The organism is Pseudomonas sp. GW822-FHT05A08 (assembly GCF_058800485.1).
Window position 1 is genome coordinate 1,073,299 of record NZ_CM179511.1, and the last position, 19,244, is coordinate 1,092,542.

At 60.3% G+C, this 19,244-nt stretch carries 6 protein-coding genes, 2 tRNA genes and 3 rRNA genes; 10 read left to right on the forward strand and 1 reads right to left on the reverse strand.

Annotated features, from left to right (window positions below):
- Nucleotides 1–28: 28 nt before the first annotated feature.
- Complete coding sequence (locus tag AC3RCP_RS04815) at nt 29–949, reverse strand: LysR family transcriptional regulator (RefSeq protein ID WP_492571464.1); 921 nt, start codon at nt 947–949, stop codon at nt 29–31.
- Between the two features lie 126 nt (nt 950–1,075).
- Between AC3RCP_RS04815 and aptA the strand changes: the two genes are divergently transcribed.
- The 10 genes from aptA (at nt 1,076) to recD (ending at nt 19,225) form a co-directional block, all read left to right on the forward strand.
- A complete protein-coding gene (gene aptA, locus AC3RCP_RS04820) occupies nt 1,076–2,425 on the forward strand; it encodes an omega-aminotransferase AptA (protein WP_492571465.1) in 1,350 nt (449 codons plus the stop codon).
- A gap of 140 nt (nt 2,426–2,565) precedes the next feature.
- Complete coding sequence (locus AC3RCP_RS04825) at nt 2,566–4,059, forward strand: CoA-acylating methylmalonate-semialdehyde dehydrogenase (protein WP_007930704.1); 1,494 nt, start codon at nt 2,566–2,568, stop codon at nt 4,057–4,059.
- A gap of 628 nt (nt 4,060–4,687) precedes the next feature.
- A 16S ribosomal RNA gene (locus AC3RCP_RS04830) occupies nt 4,688–6,224 on the forward strand.
- Nucleotides 6,225–6,289: 65 nt separating this feature from the next.
- Nucleotides 6,290–6,366, forward strand: a tRNA-Ile gene (locus AC3RCP_RS04835).
- A gap of 26 nt (nt 6,367–6,392) precedes the next feature.
- Nucleotides 6,393–6,468 (forward strand) — tRNA-Ala (locus AC3RCP_RS04840).
- Nucleotides 6,469–6,707: 239 nt separating this feature from the next.
- Nucleotides 6,708–9,599: ribosomal RNA gene (locus AC3RCP_RS04845) — 23S ribosomal RNA — on the forward strand.
- A 139-nt stretch (nt 9,600–9,738) separates the two neighbouring features.
- A 5S ribosomal RNA gene (gene rrf / locus AC3RCP_RS04850) occupies nt 9,739–9,854 on the forward strand.
- Together the 16S, 23S and 5S rRNA genes with 2 tRNA genes alongside form the textbook arrangement of a ribosomal RNA operon.
- Nucleotides 9,855–10,017: 163 nt before the next feature.
- The gene (recC, locus tag AC3RCP_RS04855; protein WP_492569124.1) at nt 10,018–13,470 is read left to right on the forward strand and encodes an exodeoxyribonuclease V subunit gamma; all 3,453 of its coding nucleotides are present in this window, start codon (nt 10,018–10,020) and stop codon (nt 13,468–13,470) included.
- Nucleotides 13,467–17,159 (forward strand): exodeoxyribonuclease V subunit beta, encoded by a 3,693-nt coding sequence (recB, locus tag AC3RCP_RS04860; RefSeq protein WP_492569126.1) that lies wholly within the window; start codon nt 13,467–13,469, stop codon nt 17,157–17,159. Before recC ends, recB begins: the two co-directional genes overlap by 4 nt.
- Nucleotides 17,156–19,225 (forward strand): exodeoxyribonuclease V subunit alpha, encoded by a 2,070-nt coding sequence (recD, locus tag AC3RCP_RS04865; protein ID WP_492569128.1) that lies wholly within the window; start codon nt 17,156–17,158, stop codon nt 19,223–19,225. The genes recB and recD overlap by 4 nt, the downstream gene beginning before the upstream one ends.
- Nucleotides 19,226–19,244 lie beyond the last annotated feature (19 nt).

Sequence of the window (19,244 nt, forward strand, 5' to 3'; positions counted from 1 at the left end):
GGGGCTTTTATAGTGTCGTAGATTTTTTTCAGCGGGTGGCCGCCAGGCTGTCCAGAAAGCTTTCCAGCACCAAATGGGGGCGACGGCCCTTGCGTGTGACCGATGCCAGGCTCAGGTCATAAAAACGTGAGCCGGGCTTGAGCGCGCGCAGTCGTCCCTGCTGGACCCAGAGGCTGGCGTAGTGGTCCGGCAGGTAGCCAATGTAGCGTCCGGTGAGGATCAGGAACGCCATGCCTTCGCGGTCCGAAGCGCTGGCGGTGCAATTGAGCGCCTGGTAATGGGCCTGGATCTCGGCGGGCAGGCGGAAGGTCGGGGCGATGGCGTCCTGCTCGTTGAGGCGCCGGTCGTCCAGTTGCTTGTCGTCGACATAAAACAGCGGGTGGCCGACGGCGCAATAAAGCAGCGAGCGTTCGCTGTACAGCGGTTGGTATTCCAGCCCGGACAAGGCACTGGCCTGGGGCACTACGCCGACATGCAGGCGCCCGTCGAGCACGCCTTGTTCGACTTCGTTGGGGGCGATCATGCGGATCTGGATCTGCACGTCCGGCCCGCGCTCCTTCAGTTGCGCCAGGGCATGGGTGATGCGCATGTGGGGCAGGGTGACCAGGTTGTCGGTCAGGCCGATGATCAGTTCGCCACGCAGGTGCCGGTGCAGGCCGTTGACCTCGGTACGAAAGCTTTCCAGGGCGCTCAACAGCTGCTGGGCCGATTGATACACCTCGCGACCCTCTTCGGTCAGCGAGAAGCCGGCGCGTCCGCGTTGGCACAGGCGCAGGCCCAGGCGTTGCTCGAGGTCGCTCATCTGCTGGCTGATGGCCGAGCGACCGATGCCGAGCACGGTTTCCGCGGCGGAGAAGCCTCCGCACTCGACCACGCTGCGAAAGATCCGCAGCAGGCGGATATCAAAGTCGCTGACTTGCGCCAGCGGGTCGGCGCGACGGCTGCTCATAGTTTAGTGGGCCACTGACTGAAGGTTATAAAAGTTGGATTTCACCGACTTTATAGCCGTGGCAACTTAGCTGCAACAACGCTTTCCGATCCCTGCGCCGCTTATTGCCCTGCGAGGTTTTGCCCCATGAACATGCATGAAAACGCTCCGGCTTCCCTGGCCAGCCAGCTCAAGCTCGATGCTCACTGGATGCCCTACACCGCCAACCGCAACTTCCAGCGCGATCCGCGCCTGATCGTCGCCGCCGAAGGCAGCTGGCTGGTCGACGACAAGGGGCGCAAGGTCTATGACTCGCTGTCCGGCCTGTGGACCTGTGGCGCCGGCCACACCCGCAAGGAAATCCAGGAAGCGGTGGCCAAGCAACTGGGCACCCTCGATTACTCGCCAGGCTTCCAGTACGGTCACCCGCTGTCGTTCCAGCTGGCCGAGAAAATCACCGCGCTGACCCCGGGCAATCTGAACCATGTGTTCTTCACCGACTCCGGTTCCGAATGCGCCGATACCGCGGTGAAAATGGTGCGCGCCTACTGGCGCCTGAAAGGCCAGTCGACCAAGACCAAGATGATCGGCCGTGCCCGTGGCTATCACGGCGTGAACATTGCCGGTACCAGCCTCGGCGGGGTCAACGGCAACCGTAAACTGTTCGGCCAGGCGATGATGGATGTCGACCACCTGCCGCACACCCTGCTGGCAAGCAACGCGTTCTCCCGTGGCATTCCGGAGCAGGGCGGTATCGCCCTGGCCGACGAACTGCTCAAGCTGATCGAACTGCATGACGCCTCCAACATCGCCGCGGTGTTCGTCGAGCCTCTGGCCGGTTCCGCTGGCGTGCTGGTGCCGCCACAGGGTTACCTCAAGCGCCTGCGGGAAATCTGCGACCAGCACAATATCCTGCTGGTGTTCGACGAAGTGATCACCGGTTTCGGCCGTACCGGCAAGATGTTCGGTGCCGACAGCTTTGGCGTGACCCCGGACCTGATGTGCATCGCCAAGCAAGTCACCAACGGCGCGATTCCGATGGGCGCGGTGATTGCCAGCTCCGAGATCTACCAGACCTTCATGAACCAGCCGACCCCCGAGTATGCGGTGGAATTCCCCCACGGCTATACCTACTCGGCGCACCCAGTGGCTTGCGCGGCCGGTCTGGCGGCACTGGATCTGTTGCAGAAAGAAAACCTGGTGCAGAGCGTCGCTGACGTGGCACCGCATTTCGAGAAGGCACTGCACGGCATCAAGGGTACGAAGAATGTTATCGACATCCGTAACTACGGCCTGGCCGGTGCCATCCAGATTGCCCCGCGCGATGGCGATGCCATCGTGCGTCCGTTCGAAGCGGGCATGGCCCTGTGGAAAGCCGGTTTCTACGTACGCTTCGGCGGCGACACCCTGCAGTTCGGGCCGATCTTCAACAGCAAGCCGCAGGATCTGGACCGTCTGTTCGATGCCGTCGGCGAAGTGCTGAACAAGCTCGACTGATTTCCAAAAACTGTAGGAGCCGAGCTTGCTCGCGATGGCGTACTCATGGGCGCCATCGTGGTTCGGCTCATATTCAACGTCATCTTTATAAAGCAGGCGCCCCTTGGCGGGCGCCTGTGGACAACTTCAGGAGTTCCCCGATGAGCGTTATCCCGCATTTGATCAATGGTGAACTGGTGACCGAGAGCGGTCGCGCGGTCGATGTGTTCAATCCGTCCACCGGTCAGGCGATCCACAAGCTGCCGCTGGCCAGCCGCGAAACCATCCAGAGCGCCATCGATGCCGCCAAGGCTGCCTTCCCGGCCTGGCGCAACACGCCGCCGGCCAAGCGTGCCCAGGTGATGTTCCGCTTCAAGCAATTGCTGGAGCAGAACGAATCGCGCATCGCCCAGTTGATCAGCGAAGAACACGGCAAGACCCTGGAAGACGCCGCCGGTGAGCTCAAGCGTGGTATCGAAAACGTCGAGTTCGCCTGTGCCGCTCCGGAAATCCTCAAGGGCGAGTACAGCCGCAACGTCGGCCCGAACATTGATGCCTGGTCCGACTTCCAGCCGCTGGGCGTGGTTGCCGGCATCACCCCGTTCAACTTCCCGGCGATGGTGCCACTGTGGATGTATCCGCTGGCGATCGTCTGCGGCAACTGCTTCATCCTCAAGCCATCCGAGCGTGACCCGAGTTCGACCCTGCTGATTGCCCAGCTGCTGCTGGAAGCCGGCCTGCCGAAAGGCGTGCTGAGTGTGGTGCACGGCGACAAGGCCGCGGTGGACGCGCTGATCGAAGCGCCGGAAGTCAAGGCACTGAGCTTCGTTGGTTCGACGCCGATTGCCGAATACATCTACGCCGAAGGCACCAAGCGCGGCAAACGCGTGCAGGCACTGGGCGGCGCGAAGAACCACGCCGTGCTGATGCCGGATGCCGACCTGGACAACGCGGTCAGTGCCTTGATGGGCGCGGCCTATGGTTCCTGCGGCGAGCGTTGCATGGCGATCTCGGTTGCCGTGTGTGTCGGCGACCAGGTGGCCGATGCGTTGGTGGCCAAGCTGGTACCGCAGATCAAGGCGCTGAAAATCGGTGCCGGCACTTCTTGTGGCCTGGACATGGGGCCGCTGGTCACAGGGCAGGCGCGGGACAAGGTCAGCGGTTATGTCGAGGATGGCGTGAAGGCAGGCGCGAAACTGGTGGTCGACGGCCGTGGCCTGAGCGTGCCGGGCCATGAAGAAGGCTTCTTCCTTGGTGGCTGCCTGTTCGACAACGTCACCCCGGAAATGCGCATCTATAAAGAAGAGATCTTCGGGCCGGTGCTGTGCGTCGTGCGGGTGAACAGCCTGGAAGAGGCCATGCAACTGATCAACGATCACGAATATGGCAACGGCACCTGCATCTTTACCCGTGACGGTGAAGCGGCGCGTCTGTTCTGTGACGAGATTGAAGTCGGGATGGTAGGCGTCAACGTACCGCTGCCGGTACCGGTGGCGTACCACAGCTTCGGCGGCTGGAAGCGTTCGCTGTTTGGCGACCTGCATGCCTACGGTCCGGACGGCGTGCGCTTCTATACCCGTCGCAAGGCGATCACTCAGCGTTGGCCACAGCGTGCCAGCCATGAAGCCTCGCAGTTCGCCTTCCCTAGCTTGTAATTAGTAGAAGGGTATTAAAGGCCGCCCCTTGGGGGCGGCCTTTGCTTTTAGGGGCGGTTTTGACCGATATGACAGATTTGTGAAAATAAGTGTTGACGGCAGATTCTGGAAGTCTATAATTCGCCCCACTTCCGGCGCAGTCGAAACGGAAAACTCCTTGAGATTCAACGAGTTACGCGGTTTTCGGCAGTGGTTACGCTTCAGTTCATCGAAGCCCGAAGGAGTTGATTCGGCAGTAAGTTTTCGCCGAGTTAACGATTCGATCTTCTCGGTCGAAAGCGGAGAAAAAGAGGTGTTGACAGCAGCGTGTAACGCTGTAGAATTCGCCTCCCGCTGACGAGAGATCGAAAGCGCAAGTGGTTGAAGTTGCAAAGGAAACTTTGAAAACTTCTTAAAATAACCGCTTGACAGATGCAGAGGCTGCTGTAGAATGCGCGCCTCGGTTGAGACGAAAGACTTAACCAACCGCTCTTTAACAACTGAATCAAGCAATTCGTGTGGGTGCTTGTGGAGTCAGACTGATAGTCAGAAAGATTATCAGCATCACAAGTTACTCCGCGAGAAATCAAAGATGTAACCAACGATTGCTGAGCCAAGTTTAGGGTTTTCTCAAAACCCAAAGATGTTTGAACTGAAGAGTTTGATCATGGCTCAGATTGAACGCTGGCGGCAGGCCTAACACATGCAAGTCGAGCGGTAGAGAGGTGCTTGCACCTCTTGAGAGCGGCGGACGGGTGAGTAATGCCTAGGAATCTGCCTGGTAGTGGGGGATAACGTTCGGAAACGGACGCTAATACCGCATACGTCCTACGGGAGAAAGCAGGGGACCTTCGGGCCTTGCGCTATCAGATGAGCCTAGGTCGGATTAGCTAGTTGGTGAGGTAATGGCTCACCAAGGCGACGATCCGTAACTGGTCTGAGAGGATGATCAGTCACACTGGAACTGAGACACGGTCCAGACTCCTACGGGAGGCAGCAGTGGGGAATATTGGACAATGGGCGAAAGCCTGATCCAGCCATGCCGCGTGTGTGAAGAAGGTCTTCGGATTGTAAAGCACTTTAAGTTGGGAGGAAGGGTACTTACCTAATACGTGAGTATTTTGACGTTACCGACAGAATAAGCACCGGCTAACTCTGTGCCAGCAGCCGCGGTAATACAGAGGGTGCAAGCGTTAATCGGAATTACTGGGCGTAAAGCGCGCGTAGGTGGTTCGTTAAGTTGGATGTGAAATCCCCGGGCTCAACCTGGGAACTGCATCCAAAACTGGCGAGCTAGAGTATGGTAGAGGGTGGTGGAATTTCCTGTGTAGCGGTGAAATGCGTAGATATAGGAAGGAACACCAGTGGCGAAGGCGACCACCTGGACTGATACTGACACTGAGGTGCGAAAGCGTGGGGAGCAAACAGGATTAGATACCCTGGTAGTCCACGCCGTAAACGATGTCAACTAGCCGTTGGGAGCCTTGAGCTCTTAGTGGCGCAGCTAACGCATTAAGTTGACCGCCTGGGGAGTACGGCCGCAAGGTTAAAACTCAAATGAATTGACGGGGGCCCGCACAAGCGGTGGAGCATGTGGTTTAATTCGAAGCAACGCGAAGAACCTTACCAGGCCTTGACATCCAATGAACTTTCCAGAGATGGATTGGTGCCTTCGGGAACATTGAGACAGGTGCTGCATGGCTGTCGTCAGCTCGTGTCGTGAGATGTTGGGTTAAGTCCCGTAACGAGCGCAACCCTTGTCCTTAGTTACCAGCACGTTATGGTGGGCACTCTAAGGAGACTGCCGGTGACAAACCGGAGGAAGGTGGGGATGACGTCAAGTCATCATGGCCCTTACGGCCTGGGCTACACACGTGCTACAATGGTCGGTACAGAGGGTTGCCAAGCCGCGAGGTGGAGCTAATCCCACAAAACCGATCGTAGTCCGGATCGCAGTCTGCAACTCGACTGCGTGAAGTCGGAATCGCTAGTAATCGCGAATCAGAATGTCGCGGTGAATACGTTCCCGGGCCTTGTACACACCGCCCGTCACACCATGGGAGTGGGTTGCACCAGAAGTAGCTAGTCTAACCTTCGGGAGGACGGTTACCACGGTGTGATTCATGACTGGGGTGAAGTCGTAACAAGGTAGCCGTAGGGGAACCTGCGGCTGGATCACCTCCTTAATCGACGACATCAGCTGCTTCATAAGCTCCCACACGAATTGCTTGATTCATTGAAGAAGACGATTGGGTCTGTAGCTCAGTTGGTTAGAGCGCACCCCTGATAAGGGTGAGGTCGGCAGTTCGAATCTGCCCAGACCCACCAATTACTGGTGCACCCTGTAGCGATACGGGGCCATAGCTCAGCTGGGAGAGCGCCTGCCTTGCACGCAGGAGGTCAGCGGTTCGATCCCGCTTGGCTCCACCATTACAGATTGGTGTCCATCGTTTAAAGCTTAGAAATGAGCATTCCATCAAGTTGATGGTGAATGTTGATTTCTGATCTTTATCAGAATCGTTCTTTAAAAATTTGGGTATGTGATAGAAAGATAGACTGGATAGCACTTTCACTGGTGTTGTTCAGGCTAAGGTAAAATTTGTGAGTTTAATCGCGAATTTTCGGCGAATGTCGTCTTCACAGTATAACCAGATTGCTTGGGGTTATATGGTCAAGTGAAGAAGCGCATACGGTGGATGCCTTGGCAGTCAGAGGCGATGAAAGACGTGGTAGCCTGCGAAAAGCTTCGGGGAGTCGGCAAACAGACTTTGATCCGGAGATGTCTGAATGGGGGAACCCAGCCATCATAAGATGGTTATCTTGTACTGAATACATAGGTGCAAGAGGCGAACCAGGGGAACTGAAACATCTAAGTACCCTGAGGAAAAGAAATCAACCGAGATTCCCTTAGTAGTGGCGAGCGAACGGGGACTAGCCCTTAAGTGGCTTTGAGATTAGCGGAACGCTCTGGAAAGTGCGGCCATAGTGGGTGATAGCCCTGTACGCGAAAATCTCTTAGTCATGAAATCGAGTAGGACGGAGCACGAGAAACTTTGTCTGAATATGGGGGGACCATCCTCCAAGGCTAAATACTACTGACTGACCGATAGTGAACTAGTACCGTGAGGGAAAGGCGAAAAGAACCCCGGAGAGGGGAGTGAAATAGATCCTGAAACCGTATGCGTACAAGCAGTGGGAGCAGACTTTGTTCTGTGACTGCGTACCTTTTGTATAATGGGTCAGCGACTTATATTCAGTGGCGAGCTTAACCGAATAGGGGAGGCGTAGCGAAAGCGAGTCTTAATAGGGCGTTTAGTCGCTGGGTATAGACCCGAAACCGGGCGATCTATCCATGGGCAGGTTGAAGGTTAGGTAACACTGACTGGAGGACCGAACCGACTACCGTTGAAAAGTTAGCGGATGACCTGTGGATCGGAGTGAAAGGCTAATCAAGCTCGGAGATAGCTGGTTCTCCTCGAAAGCTATTTAGGTAGCGCCTCATGTATCACTGTAGGGGGTAGAGCACTGTTTCGGCTAGGGGGTCATCCCGACTTACCAAACCGATGCAAACTCCGAATACCTACAAGTGCCGAGCATGGGAGACACACGGCGGGTGCTAACGTCCGTCGTGAAAAGGGAAACAACCCAGACCGTCAGCTAAGGTCCCAAAGTTATGGTTAAGTGGGAAACGATGTGGGAAGGCTTAGACAGCTAGGAGGTTGGCTTAGAAGCAGCCACCCTTTAAAGAAAGCGTAATAGCTCACTAGTCGAGTCGGCCTGCGCGGAAGATGTAACGGGGCTCAAACCATACACCGAAGCTACGGGTATCACGTAAGTGATGCGGTAGAGGAGCGTTCTGTAAGCCTGTGAAGGTGAGTTGAGAAGCTTGCTGGAGGTATCAGAAGTGCGAATGCTGACATGAGTAACGACAATGGGTGTGAAAAACACCCACGCCGAAAGACCAAGGTTTCCTGCGCAACGTTAATCGACGCAGGGTTAGTCGGTCCCTAAGGCGAGGCTGAAAAGCGTAGTCGATGGAAAACAGGTTAATATTCCTGTACTTCTAGTTATTGCGATGGAGGGACGGAGAAGGCTAGGCCAGCTTGGCGTTGGTTGTCCAAGTTTAAGGTGGTAGGCTGGAATCTTAGGTAAATCCGGGGTTCTAAGGCCGAGAGCTGATGACGAGTTACCTTTCAGGTGACGAAGTGGTTGATGCCATGCTTCCAAGAAAAGCTTCTAAGCTTCAGATAACTAGGAACCGTACCCCAAACCGACACAGGTGGTTGGGTAGAGAATACCAAGGCGCTTGAGAGAACTCGGGTGAAGGAACTAGGCAAAATGGCACCGTAACTTCGGGAGAAGGTGCGCCGGTGAGGGTGAAGGACTTGCTCCGTAAGCCCATGCCGGTCGAAGATACCAGGCCGCTGCGACTGTTTATTAAAAACACAGCACTCTGCAAACACGAAAGTGGACGTATAGGGTGTGACGCCTGCCCGGTGCCGGAAGGTTAATTGATGGGGTTAGCTAACGCGAAGCTCTTGATCGAAGCCCCGGTAAACGGCGGCCGTAACTATAACGGTCCTAAGGTAGCGAAATTCCTTGTCGGGTAAGTTCCGACCTGCACGAATGGCGTAACGATGGCGGCGCTGTCTCCACCCGAGACTCAGTGAAATTGAAATCGCTGTGAAGATGCAGTGTATCCGCGGCTAGACGGAAAGACCCCGTGAACCTTTACTATAGCTTTGCACTGGACTTTGAATTTGCTTGTGTAGGATAGGTGGGAGGCTTTGAAGCGTGGACGCCAGTTCGCGTGGAGCCATCCTTGAAATACCACCCTGGCAACTTTGAGGTTCTAACTCAGGTCCGTTATCCGGATCGAGGACAGTGTATGGTGGGTAGTTTGACTGGGGCGGTCTCCTCCTAAAGAGTAACGGAGGAGTACGAAGGTGCGCTCAGACCGGTCGGAAATCGGTCGTAGAGTATAAAGGCAAAAGCGCGCTTGACTGCGAGACAGACACGTCGAGCAGGTACGAAAGTAGGTCTTAGTGATCCGGTGGTTCTGTATGGAAGGGCCATCGCTCAACGGATAAAAGGTACTCCGGGGATAACAGGCTGATACCGCCCAAGAGTTCATATCGACGGCGGTGTTTGGCACCTCGATGTCGGCTCATCACATCCTGGGGCTGAAGCCGGTCCCAAGGGTATGGCTGTTCGCCATTTAAAGTGGTACGCGAGCTGGGTTTAGAACGTCGTGAGACAGTTCGGTCCCTATCTGCCGTGGACGTTTGAGATTTGAGAGGGGCTGCTCCTAGTACGAGAGGACCGGAGTGGACGAACCTCTGGTGTTCCGGTTGTCACGCCAGTGGCATTGCCGGGTAGCTATGTTCGGAAAAGATAACCGCTGAAAGCATCTAAGCGGGAAACTTGCCTCAAGATGAGATCTCACTGGAACCTTGAGTTCCCTGAAGGGCCGTCGAAGACTACGACGTTGATAGGTTGGGTGTGTAAGCGCTGTGAGGCGTTGAGCTAACCAATACTAATTGCCCGTGAGGCTTGACCATATAACACCCAAGCAATTTGCGCTTAACAGCCAGATTGCGGTGTGTGAAGACGAAACGAACCGAAAGTTCGAAAAAACACACAAACTATCGCATACCCAATTTGCTGAAGCGTCGAAAGACGACTCGGCACACCGAATTTCTTGACGACCATAGAGCATTGGAACCACCTGATCCCATCCCGAACTCAGCAGTGAAACGATGCATCGCCGATGGTAGTGTGGGGTTTCCCCATGTGAGAGTAGGTCATCGTCAAGATTAAATTCCGAAACCCCAATTGCGAAAGCAATTGGGGTTTTGTTTTTGTGCGACAAAAAATGCCTCATTCCTCGCAACACTCACGTTGGTCCTCTCAGCTGTCACCGCTGCGTGACAGTGCTAAGGTTCGGCCCTAGCTTTTGCATTTTCCAAGGAAGCCCTTATGCCGGACGCCACGTCCCTCAGCGCTGGTTTTATGGTGGTTCACGGTAACCGCCTGGACGAGTTGCGCAGCCTGGTGGTCAGCTGGATGCGGCGTTACCCCTTGGCGCCGCTGGAGAATGAGATCGCCCTGGTCCAGAGCAACGGCATCGCCCAATGGCTGAAGCTGGCCTTGGCTGAGGATCCTGAGGATGACGACATGGGCGGCTGTGGCATCGCTGCTGCCATCGATGTGCAGCTCCCCGGCAGTTTCATGTGGCAGCTCTATCGCATGGTGCTGGGACGCGATGAAATCCCGCCTAAATCCCTGCTGGATAAAGCGCCGCTGACCTGGCGTCTGATGCGGCTTCTGCCCGAACTGATCGATCAGCCGCACTTCGAGCCTCTACGACGCTTCCTCACTCACGACACGGATCTGCGCAAGCGCTATCAATTGGCCGAGCGCCTGGCTGACCTGTTCGACCAATATCAGGTCTATCGCGCCGATTGGCTGGAAGACTGGGCCGCAGGCAGGCATCAACTACGCAGCGCTCGAGGCGAAGCCAAGGCCCTGACCCCCGCCAACTGCTGGCAGGCCGAACTGTGGCGGGCGTTGTTGCTGGATGTGGGGGAGGAGGGCATGGCGCAGAGTCGCGCCGGTGTTCACCAGCGTTTCATCGAACGTATTCTCAGCCTGGAAACGGCGCCACAAGGGTTGCCCTCGCGAGTGATCGTTTTCGGGATTTCCTCCCTGCCGGCGCAAGCCCTGGAAGCCCTAGCTGGACTGGCCCGCTTCAGCCAGGTACTGCTGTGTGTACACAACCCTTGTCGTCACCATTGGGCGGATATCGTCGCCGACAAGGACCTGCTGCGCCATCAATACAAGCGTCAGGCGCGCAAGGCGGGAATGCCGGTGGTGCTTGATCCGCAGACCCTGCATCAACATGCCCACCCGCTGCTCGCCGCCTGGGGTAAACAGGGTCGTGACTACATCAATCTGCTCGACAGTTATGACGATCCCAACAGCTATCGCTCGGCCTTTCGCGACGGCCGTATCGACCTGTTCAGCGAGAGTCAGCCGCAGACCCTGCTGAATCAGCTGCAGGACGATATCCTCGAATTGCGCCCGCTGGAGGAAACCCGCCAGTTATGGCCGGCGGTCGATCTGCACCAGGACAAGTCGATCCGTTTTCACATTGCCCACAGTGCCCAGCGCGAAGTGGAGATCCTCCATGACCAGCTGCTTGCGCGCTTCAGTGAGGACCCTGAATTGCGTCCGCGGGATGTGATCGTGATGGTCCCGGATATCGACAGTTACGCACCGCATATTCGTGCGGTCTTCGGCCAGTTGGAGCGTGACGATCGACGTTTTATTCCGTTCACCCTGACGGACCAGGGCCAACGTGGCCGCGACCCACTGCTGATTGCCGTGGAGCATCTGCTCAAGCTGCCGGACAGCCGGTTCCCCGTCAGCGAAATCCTCGACCTGCTGGATGTTCCGGCATTACGCGCACGTTTTGGCGTTGATGAGGCCGATCTTCCGACCTTGCATCGCTGGATCGAAGGCGCCGGCATCCGCTGGGGCATGAACGCCGAACAACGGGCCGACCTGGGATTGCCGGAGGAGCTGGAGCAGAACAGCTGGCGTTTCGGCCTGCGCCGCATGTTGCTGGGTTACGCCGTGGGACGCTCCGATGCCTGCGAGGGGATCGAGCCTTACGACGAGATTGGTGGCCTGGATGCGGCACTGATCGGGCCGCTGGTGGCTCTGCTCGATGCCCTGGAGATGGCGTATCAGAACCTCACTTTACCGGCTTCGCCGCCACAGTGGGGCGAACGCCTGCAAGCACTCACGCAGCAATTCTTCCTGGCCAGTACCGAGCATGACGACTACCTGCTGAGCCAACTCGAAGACTTGCGCGAAACCTGGCTGGAAACCTGCGAATCGGTTGGCCTGCATGATGAGCTGCCGCTGACCGTGGTCCGCGAAGCCTGGCTGGCTGGCCTGGACCAGGGCCGCTTGTCCCAGCGTTTCCTGGCCGGTGCGGTGAACTTCTGCACGTTGATGCCGATGCGCGCGATTCCCTTCAAGCTGGTATGCCTGCTGGGGATGAACGACGGCGACTACCCGCGGGCGCAACCGCCGCTGGATTTCGACCTGATGGGCAGCGACTACCGGCCCGGCGACCGCTCGCGGCGCGAAGACGACCGTTACCTGCTGCTGGAGGCGCTGCTTTCGGCGCGGGATCAGCTGTACGTCAGTTGGGTCGGTCGCAGCATTCGCGACAACAGCGAGCGCCCGGCCTCGGTGCTGATCGGCCAGTTGCGCGATCACCTGGCCAGTGGCTGGAAGCTGGCGAATGACCAGGACAATCTGCTCGACGCCATGACCCAGGAGCATCCACTGCAACCTTTCAGTGCCCGCTACTTCCATGAAGGCCATGGGCTGTTCAGCTATGCCCGAGAGTGGCAGCTGTTGCACCAGGCCCAAGCGGCTCCTCAAACGCTCGAACTTCTGGCGCCCTATGTCCAGGAAGAGCCGTTGAGCCTGGGGCAGTTGCAGGACTTCCTGCGTAACCCGGTACGGCATTTCTTCAGTCAGCGCCTCAAGGTGTTCTTCGAGGCGGCCGACGCGCCATTGGCCGACGAGGAACCCTTTGTACTCGACGCGCTGCAACGCTACAGCCTGAGCGACAGCCTGCTGGAGGCGGCGTTGAACTGCGCCGATGATCCGGACCAGGCCCTGCAGGCCCAGGCGCAACGGCTACAGGCCAGCGGCTTGTTACCCATGGCCGGTTTTGGCGAGAGCCTGCAACGAGAGCTGATCGAGCCCTTGCCGGATCTGTTGATGCGCTATCGGCAATTGCTGGAGTTATGGCCAACGCCGGTCACCAGCGCCTTGCCGATTACCCTTGAACTCAAGGAAGTGAAACTCGAAGGCTGGCTGAGCGGCCTGCACCAACGTAGCGACGGCGGGCTGCTGTCGGTCACCACCATCCCGAACAGCATCGGCTCGCCCAAGACCCGCAAATGGCACCGTCTGACCCGGCCCTGGGTCAATCATCTGGTGGCCTGTGCCAGCGGTTATGCCTTGACCACCGCGCTGGTGGCCAGCGACGACACCTTGTTGCTGCCGCCTCTGGACCGCGATGTGGCGCTGCAAAGCCTGGGCGATCTGCTGCTGGCCTGGCAGGCGGGCATGTGCCAGCCGTTGCCGGTAGCCGTGAAAACCGCTTTTGCCTGGTTGGGCCAGAGCGATCCGGGCAAGGCCGAAGCGGCGGCGCGCAAAGCTTATGAAGGCGATGGCCAGACCAGCGATGGCGAACGTCGGGAAAGCCCGGCCCTGGCGCGTCAGTACCCGGACTACAACGCGTTGATCGCCGACGAAACCTTCAGCGGCTGGGTTGATGCGCTGTACCGCCCACTCTTACAGGCGCCCTGGCGCTCCGCGGCCAATGGGGAGGCTGACGCATGACCCGGCAAGCACCTTTGGCCCTGGCGTTCCCGCTACGAGGCAGCCAACTGATCGAAGCCAGCGCCGGTACGGGCAAGACCTTTACCATTTCGGCGCTTTACCTGCGCCTGGTGCTGGGGCACGGCGGCGAGCCGGCCGGGTTCGGTCGCGAGTTGTTGCCGCCGCAGATTCTGGTGGTGACCTTCACCGACGCGGCGACCAAGGAACTGCGTGAGCGGATCCGCACCCGCCTGGCTGAAGCCGCACGCTTCTTCCGCGATGAAACCGCCGCGCCCGACGCGCTGATCGCCGAGTTGCGCGATCAGTTCGCCGCCGAACAATGGCCGGGCTGTGCCAGCCGCCTGGACATCGCCGCGCAATGGATGGACGAGGCCGCGGTCTCGACTATCCACAGTTGGTGCCAGCGCATGCTGCGCGAGCATGCGTTCGACAGTGGCAGCCTGTTTACCCAGACCCTGGAAACCGACCACAGCGATCTGCTGGGCGAAGTGCTGCGCGACTACTGGCGGCTGTTTTGCTACCCGATGCAGGGCGATGCGTTGAACTGGGTGCGGGCCAACTGGGGCGGGCCCGCGGCCTTGCTGCCCAGGGTACGCGCGCTGTTTGGCAGCGAGCGAGAAGTGGACGCGGAGCAGACGCCGGCGCAGTTGATCGAAGCTTGCTTGCTGGAGCGTCGCGTGGCGTTGGTGCAGCTCAAGGCGCCTTGGCGGCAATGGGCTGAGCAACTGCGGGAGATCTGCTTGCAAGGCGTCGCCAGCAAGGCGGTCGATGGCCGCAAAATGCAGGCGCGTTACTTCGAGCCCTGGTTCGAAAAGATCACCGCCTGGGCCGAAGACGAATCCATAGAGCAACTGGATATCGGTACCGGCTTCAGCCGCCTGACCCCCGAAGGCATGGCCGAGGCCTGGAAAGGCGATGCGCCGGATCATCCCGCGCTGGACGCCATGGCCGGGCTCAAGGTCGCGCTCGATGCCCTGCCGAGCCCCGACGCTGCGGTGTTGCAACACGCCGCGCGTTGGGTCGGCGCGCGCTTCGAGGAGGAGAAGCGCCGCCGTGCCGAGATGGGCTTCGACGACATGCTGCTGCGCCTCGACGCCGCGTTGCAGGCCGAGGGTGGCGAGCGTCTGGCGACGCTGATTCGCGAGCAGTTCCCGGTGGCCCTGATCGACGAATTCCAGGACACCGACCCGGTGCAGTACCGGATCTTCGAAAGTATCTACCGCATCGAGGACAACAACCCCGAGACCGGGCTGTTCCTGATCGGCGACCCCAAGCAGGCGATCTACGCCTTCCGTGGGGCGGACATTTACACCTACCTGCGCGCTCGCCAGGCCACCAGCGGCCGCTTGCATACCCTGGGCACCAACTTCCGTTCCAGCCACGCCATGGTCAAGGTTGTGAACCATGTATTCGAGCGTGCCGAGTCCCGTGAACAGGGACGCGGCGCGTTCCTGTTCCGGGAAAAGAGCGGAGAGAACCCGGTGCCGTTCCTGTCGGTGGCCTCCCAGGGGCGCAAGGAGCAGCTACACAGAGAAGGGCAGGTGGTGCCGGCGCTGAATGTCTGGCACCTGTCCACGGAGCAAGCCATTTCCGGTGCGCTGTATCGGCAGCAACTGGCGGCGGCCTGCGCCAGCGAAATCGTCGCCTTGCTCAACGGCGGACAGCAGGCCAGCACCGGCTTCGCCCGCGACGGCCAGCCCTTCAAGGGGCTGCTGCCGGCGGACATCGCCATCCTGGTGCGCGATGGCAAGGAGGCCCAGGCCGTGCGCGGCGAACTGGCCGCGCGCGGGGTGCGCAGCGTGTACCTGTCGGACAAGGACTCGGTGTTCGCCGCCCAGGAAGCCCACGACCTGCTGGCCTGGCTCAAGGCCTGTGCCGAACCGGATATCGAGCGCCCGCTGCGCGCCGCGCTGGCCTCCATCACCCTGAACCTGCCGCTGGTTGAGCTGGAGCGCCTGAACCAGGACGAGCTGGCCTGGGAGAGCCGGGTCATGCAGTTTCGCGGTTATCGCCTGATCTGGCGTACCCAGGGTGTGCTGCCGATGTTGCGACGCCTGCTGCATGACTTCCAGTTGCCCCAGGCCCTGATCGCCCGCAGCGATGGCGAACGGGTCCTGACCAACCTGCTGCACCTGTCCGAACTGTTGCAGCAGGCGGCCGCCGAGCTGGATGGCGAACAAGCGCTGATCCGCCACCTGGCCGAGCACCTGGCCTTGTCCGGGCAGGCTGGCGAAGAGCAGATCCTGCGCCTGGAAAGCGACGAACAACTGGTCAAGGTGGTGACCATCCACAAATCCAAGGGCCTGGAGTACCCGCTGGTGTTCCTGCCGTTCATCTGTTCGGCCAAGCCGGTGGATGGCAGTCGTCTGCCGCTGCACTACCACGACGAGTCGGGCAAGGCCCAGGTGACGCTGCGGCCGACCCCGGAGCTGATTGCCCAGGCCGACGACGAACGCCTGGCCGAAGACCTGCGCCTGCTCTACGTGGCGCTGACCCGCGCGCAGCATGCCTGCTGGCTGGGTGTCGCCGACCTCAAGCGCGGCAACCACAACAGCTCGGTGCTGCACCTCTCGGCCCTGGGCTACCTGTTGGGCGGCGGTGCGTTGTTGAAGGAGTCCAGTGGCCTGGCGCGCTGGCTGCAAGACCTGCAACAAGGCTGCGAGGCCATGAGTGTCAGCGAAATGCCCGGCGCCTCCGACAGCCGCTTCCATCCGCCGCGCAACGACGCCACCCTGCTGGCGCCCCTGGCTCCCAAGCGGCGCGCCGCGGAGAACTGGTGGATCGCGTCCTATAGTGCTCTGCGCATCAGCGACAGCCTGGGGGCCGGCAATACCGAGGCGCCGGAAAGCCCGCAGGCGCAGAAACTCTTCGACGATGAACGCCTCGACCCCGATGCTCCGCGTGAAGTCGTGGCCAGCGGCGCGGACATCCATCGCTTCCCCCGTGGGCCGAACCCGGGGACCTTCCTCCACGGCCTGCTGGAGTGGGCCGGTGGCGAGGGGTTCGCCGCCGACCCCGTCGCCATCGAGGACGCCATCGCTCGGCGCTGCAATCGCCGCGGTTGGCAAGGCTGGATCAAGACCCTGAGCGACTGGTTGCGGCATCTGTTGCAACTGCCTTTGCCAGCCGGGACGGGGCGACTGCCGGTGGTGCTCGCACAGTTGAGCCAATACCGGGTCGAGATGGAGTTCTGGTTCGCCAGCCACAAGGTCGATGTGCTCAAGCTCGACGAGTTGGTGCGCCAGTACACCCATCAAGGCGTGCCTCGGGTGACCGCCGAACCTGTCCTGCTCAATGGCATGTTCAAGGGCTTCATCGACCTGACCTTCGAACATGAAGGGCGCTATTACGTGGCCGACTACAAATCCAACTGGCTGGGCGTGGATGACGCCGCCTATACCGAGCAGGCCATGGAACAATCGATTCTCGACAACCGTTATGACCTGCAATACGTGCTGTACCTGCTGGCCCTGCATCGCCAGTTGCGGGCACGCCTGGCGGACTACGATTACGACCGGCACATGGGCGGTGCCCTGTACCTGTTCTTGCGCGGCACGGGCTCGGCCAGCCGCGGCGTGTTTTTCACCCGGCCACCCCGTGAGCTGATCGAGCGCCTGGACCGCTTGTTCCAGGGCAAGCCCGAGCAGCCCAGGGCCGAGCCGGCGTGGGAACAGGGAGTATTGCTGTGATCGAGGATCTGCTGACGCCGCTGGAACCCCAGCCCGACCTGGCGCCCCTGGTTCGGGCCGGCGATTTGCTGCTGTTGCTCGATCGTTGGGTCGAGCGCGGATGGTTGCGCGCCCTGGACAAGGCTTTCGTAGGCTTCCTCCATGAACTGGAGCCACAAGGCGATCCACTGGTGCTGATGGCCGCGGCGTTGACCAGCCATCAACTGGGCCACGGGCATGTTTGCCTGGACCTGTTCGAAACCCTCAAGGAGCCGGACTTCGCCCTGTCCCTGCCGCCGGAAGGCGACCTGCAAAGCACGGCGGCGGTACTGCCGTCGCAGGTGCTGGCGACGCTGGACGGCGCACACTGGTGCAAGGCCCTGGCGGCCAGTCGCCTGGTGGCGTTGGCGGCCGACCAGAGCGAGCAGGCCCGCCAGCGGCCGCTGGTGTTGTCGGGCAAGCGCCTGTATCTGCGCCGTTACTGGGCCTATGAGCGGCGCATTGATAATGCCTTGCGCCAGCGCCTGGCGGTGCAGGAGGAAACTCCCACGGATTTGGCCGAGCGCCTCGGCGGTCTGTTCGGTGCGGCCAAGGCAGCGGGGCCGGTGGACTGGCAGAAGCTTGCCTGTGCGCTGGCCACCCGAGGCGCCTTCAGCATCATTACCGGCGGGCCGGGAACCGGTAAGACCACCACCGTGGTGCGCCTGCTGGCCTTGCTCCAGGCCCCGGCTGTCGAAGCCGGAAAGCCTTTGCGCATCCGCCTCGCCGCGCCTACGGGCAAGGCGGCGGCGCGCCTGACCGAATCCATCAGCCTGCAAGTGCGCTCCCTGTCGGTCGACGACAGTGTGCGCGAGAAGATCCCCAGCGACGTGACCACGGTGCACCGCCTGCTGGGCAATCGTCCGGGAACCCGGCACTTTCGCCATCACGCCGGCAACCGCTTGCCCCTGGATGTGCTGGTGGTCGACGAAGCCTCGATGATCGACCTGGAGATGATGGCCAATCTGCTCGATGCGCTGCCGGTGCACGCGCGCCTGGTGTTACTCGGGGACAAGGATCAACTGGCCTCGGTGGAAGCCGGTGCGGTGCTTGGCGACCTGTGCCGCGATGCTGAGGCCGGCTGGTACAGCCCGCAGACCCGCAGCTGGCTCGAGGCCGTCAGCGGCGAACAACTGGCGGACAGCGGACTGCAGGAAGACAACGCCGGCACTCACCCGCTGGCCCAGCAGGTGGTGATGCTGCGCCACTCCCGGCGCTTCGGCGAAGGCAGCGGTATCGGCCAGCTGGCGCGCTGGGTCAACCAGCAGCAGGCCGAGGAAGCGCGCCGGCTGCTGGCTGCCCGCAGCCACGCCGACCTGTATGGCCTGAGCCTCAAGGGCGAGCAGGACCGCGCCCTGGAGCGCTTGCTGCTGGAAGGCCACGGCGACGGGCCGCAGGGTTACCGGCATTACCTGAGCCTGTTGCGCGGCCAGCGCCCGCCTGCCGATACAGCGCTGGAAGATCCGCGCTGGACCGCCTGGGCCCGCGATGTGCTGCTGGCCTTCGACCAGTTCCAGTTGCTCTGCGCGGTGCGCAAGGGGCCTTGGGGTGTCGAGGGGTTGAACCAGCGGATCACCGCTGCCCTGTTCAAGGCGCGGCTGATCGAAAGCGATCAGCAGTGGTACGAAGGTCGTCCGGTGCTGATGACCCGCAACGATTACGGCCTGGGCCTGATGAACGGCGATATCGGCATTGCCCTGAAACTGCCCGAGCACGAAGGCACGCAAGACGGACGCCTGGTGCTGCGGGTGGCCTTCCCGCGCAACGACGGCCAGGGAGGCGTGCGTTTCGTGCTGCCGAGCCGGCTCAACGATGTGGAAACCGTGTACGCCATGACCGTGCACAAATCCCAGGGCTCGGAGTTCGCCCACACCGCGCTGATCCTGCCCGAGGCGTTGAACCCGGTGCTGACCAAGGAGCTGATCTACACCGGTATCACCCGGGCCAAGGACTGGTTCAGCCTGATCGAGCCGCGGGCCGGGGTGTTCGAAGAGGCGGTGCGGCGCAAGGTCAAGCGCCTGAGCGGGTTGATGCTCGACCTGGGTTGAACGCCGAGGCACTGGCGTT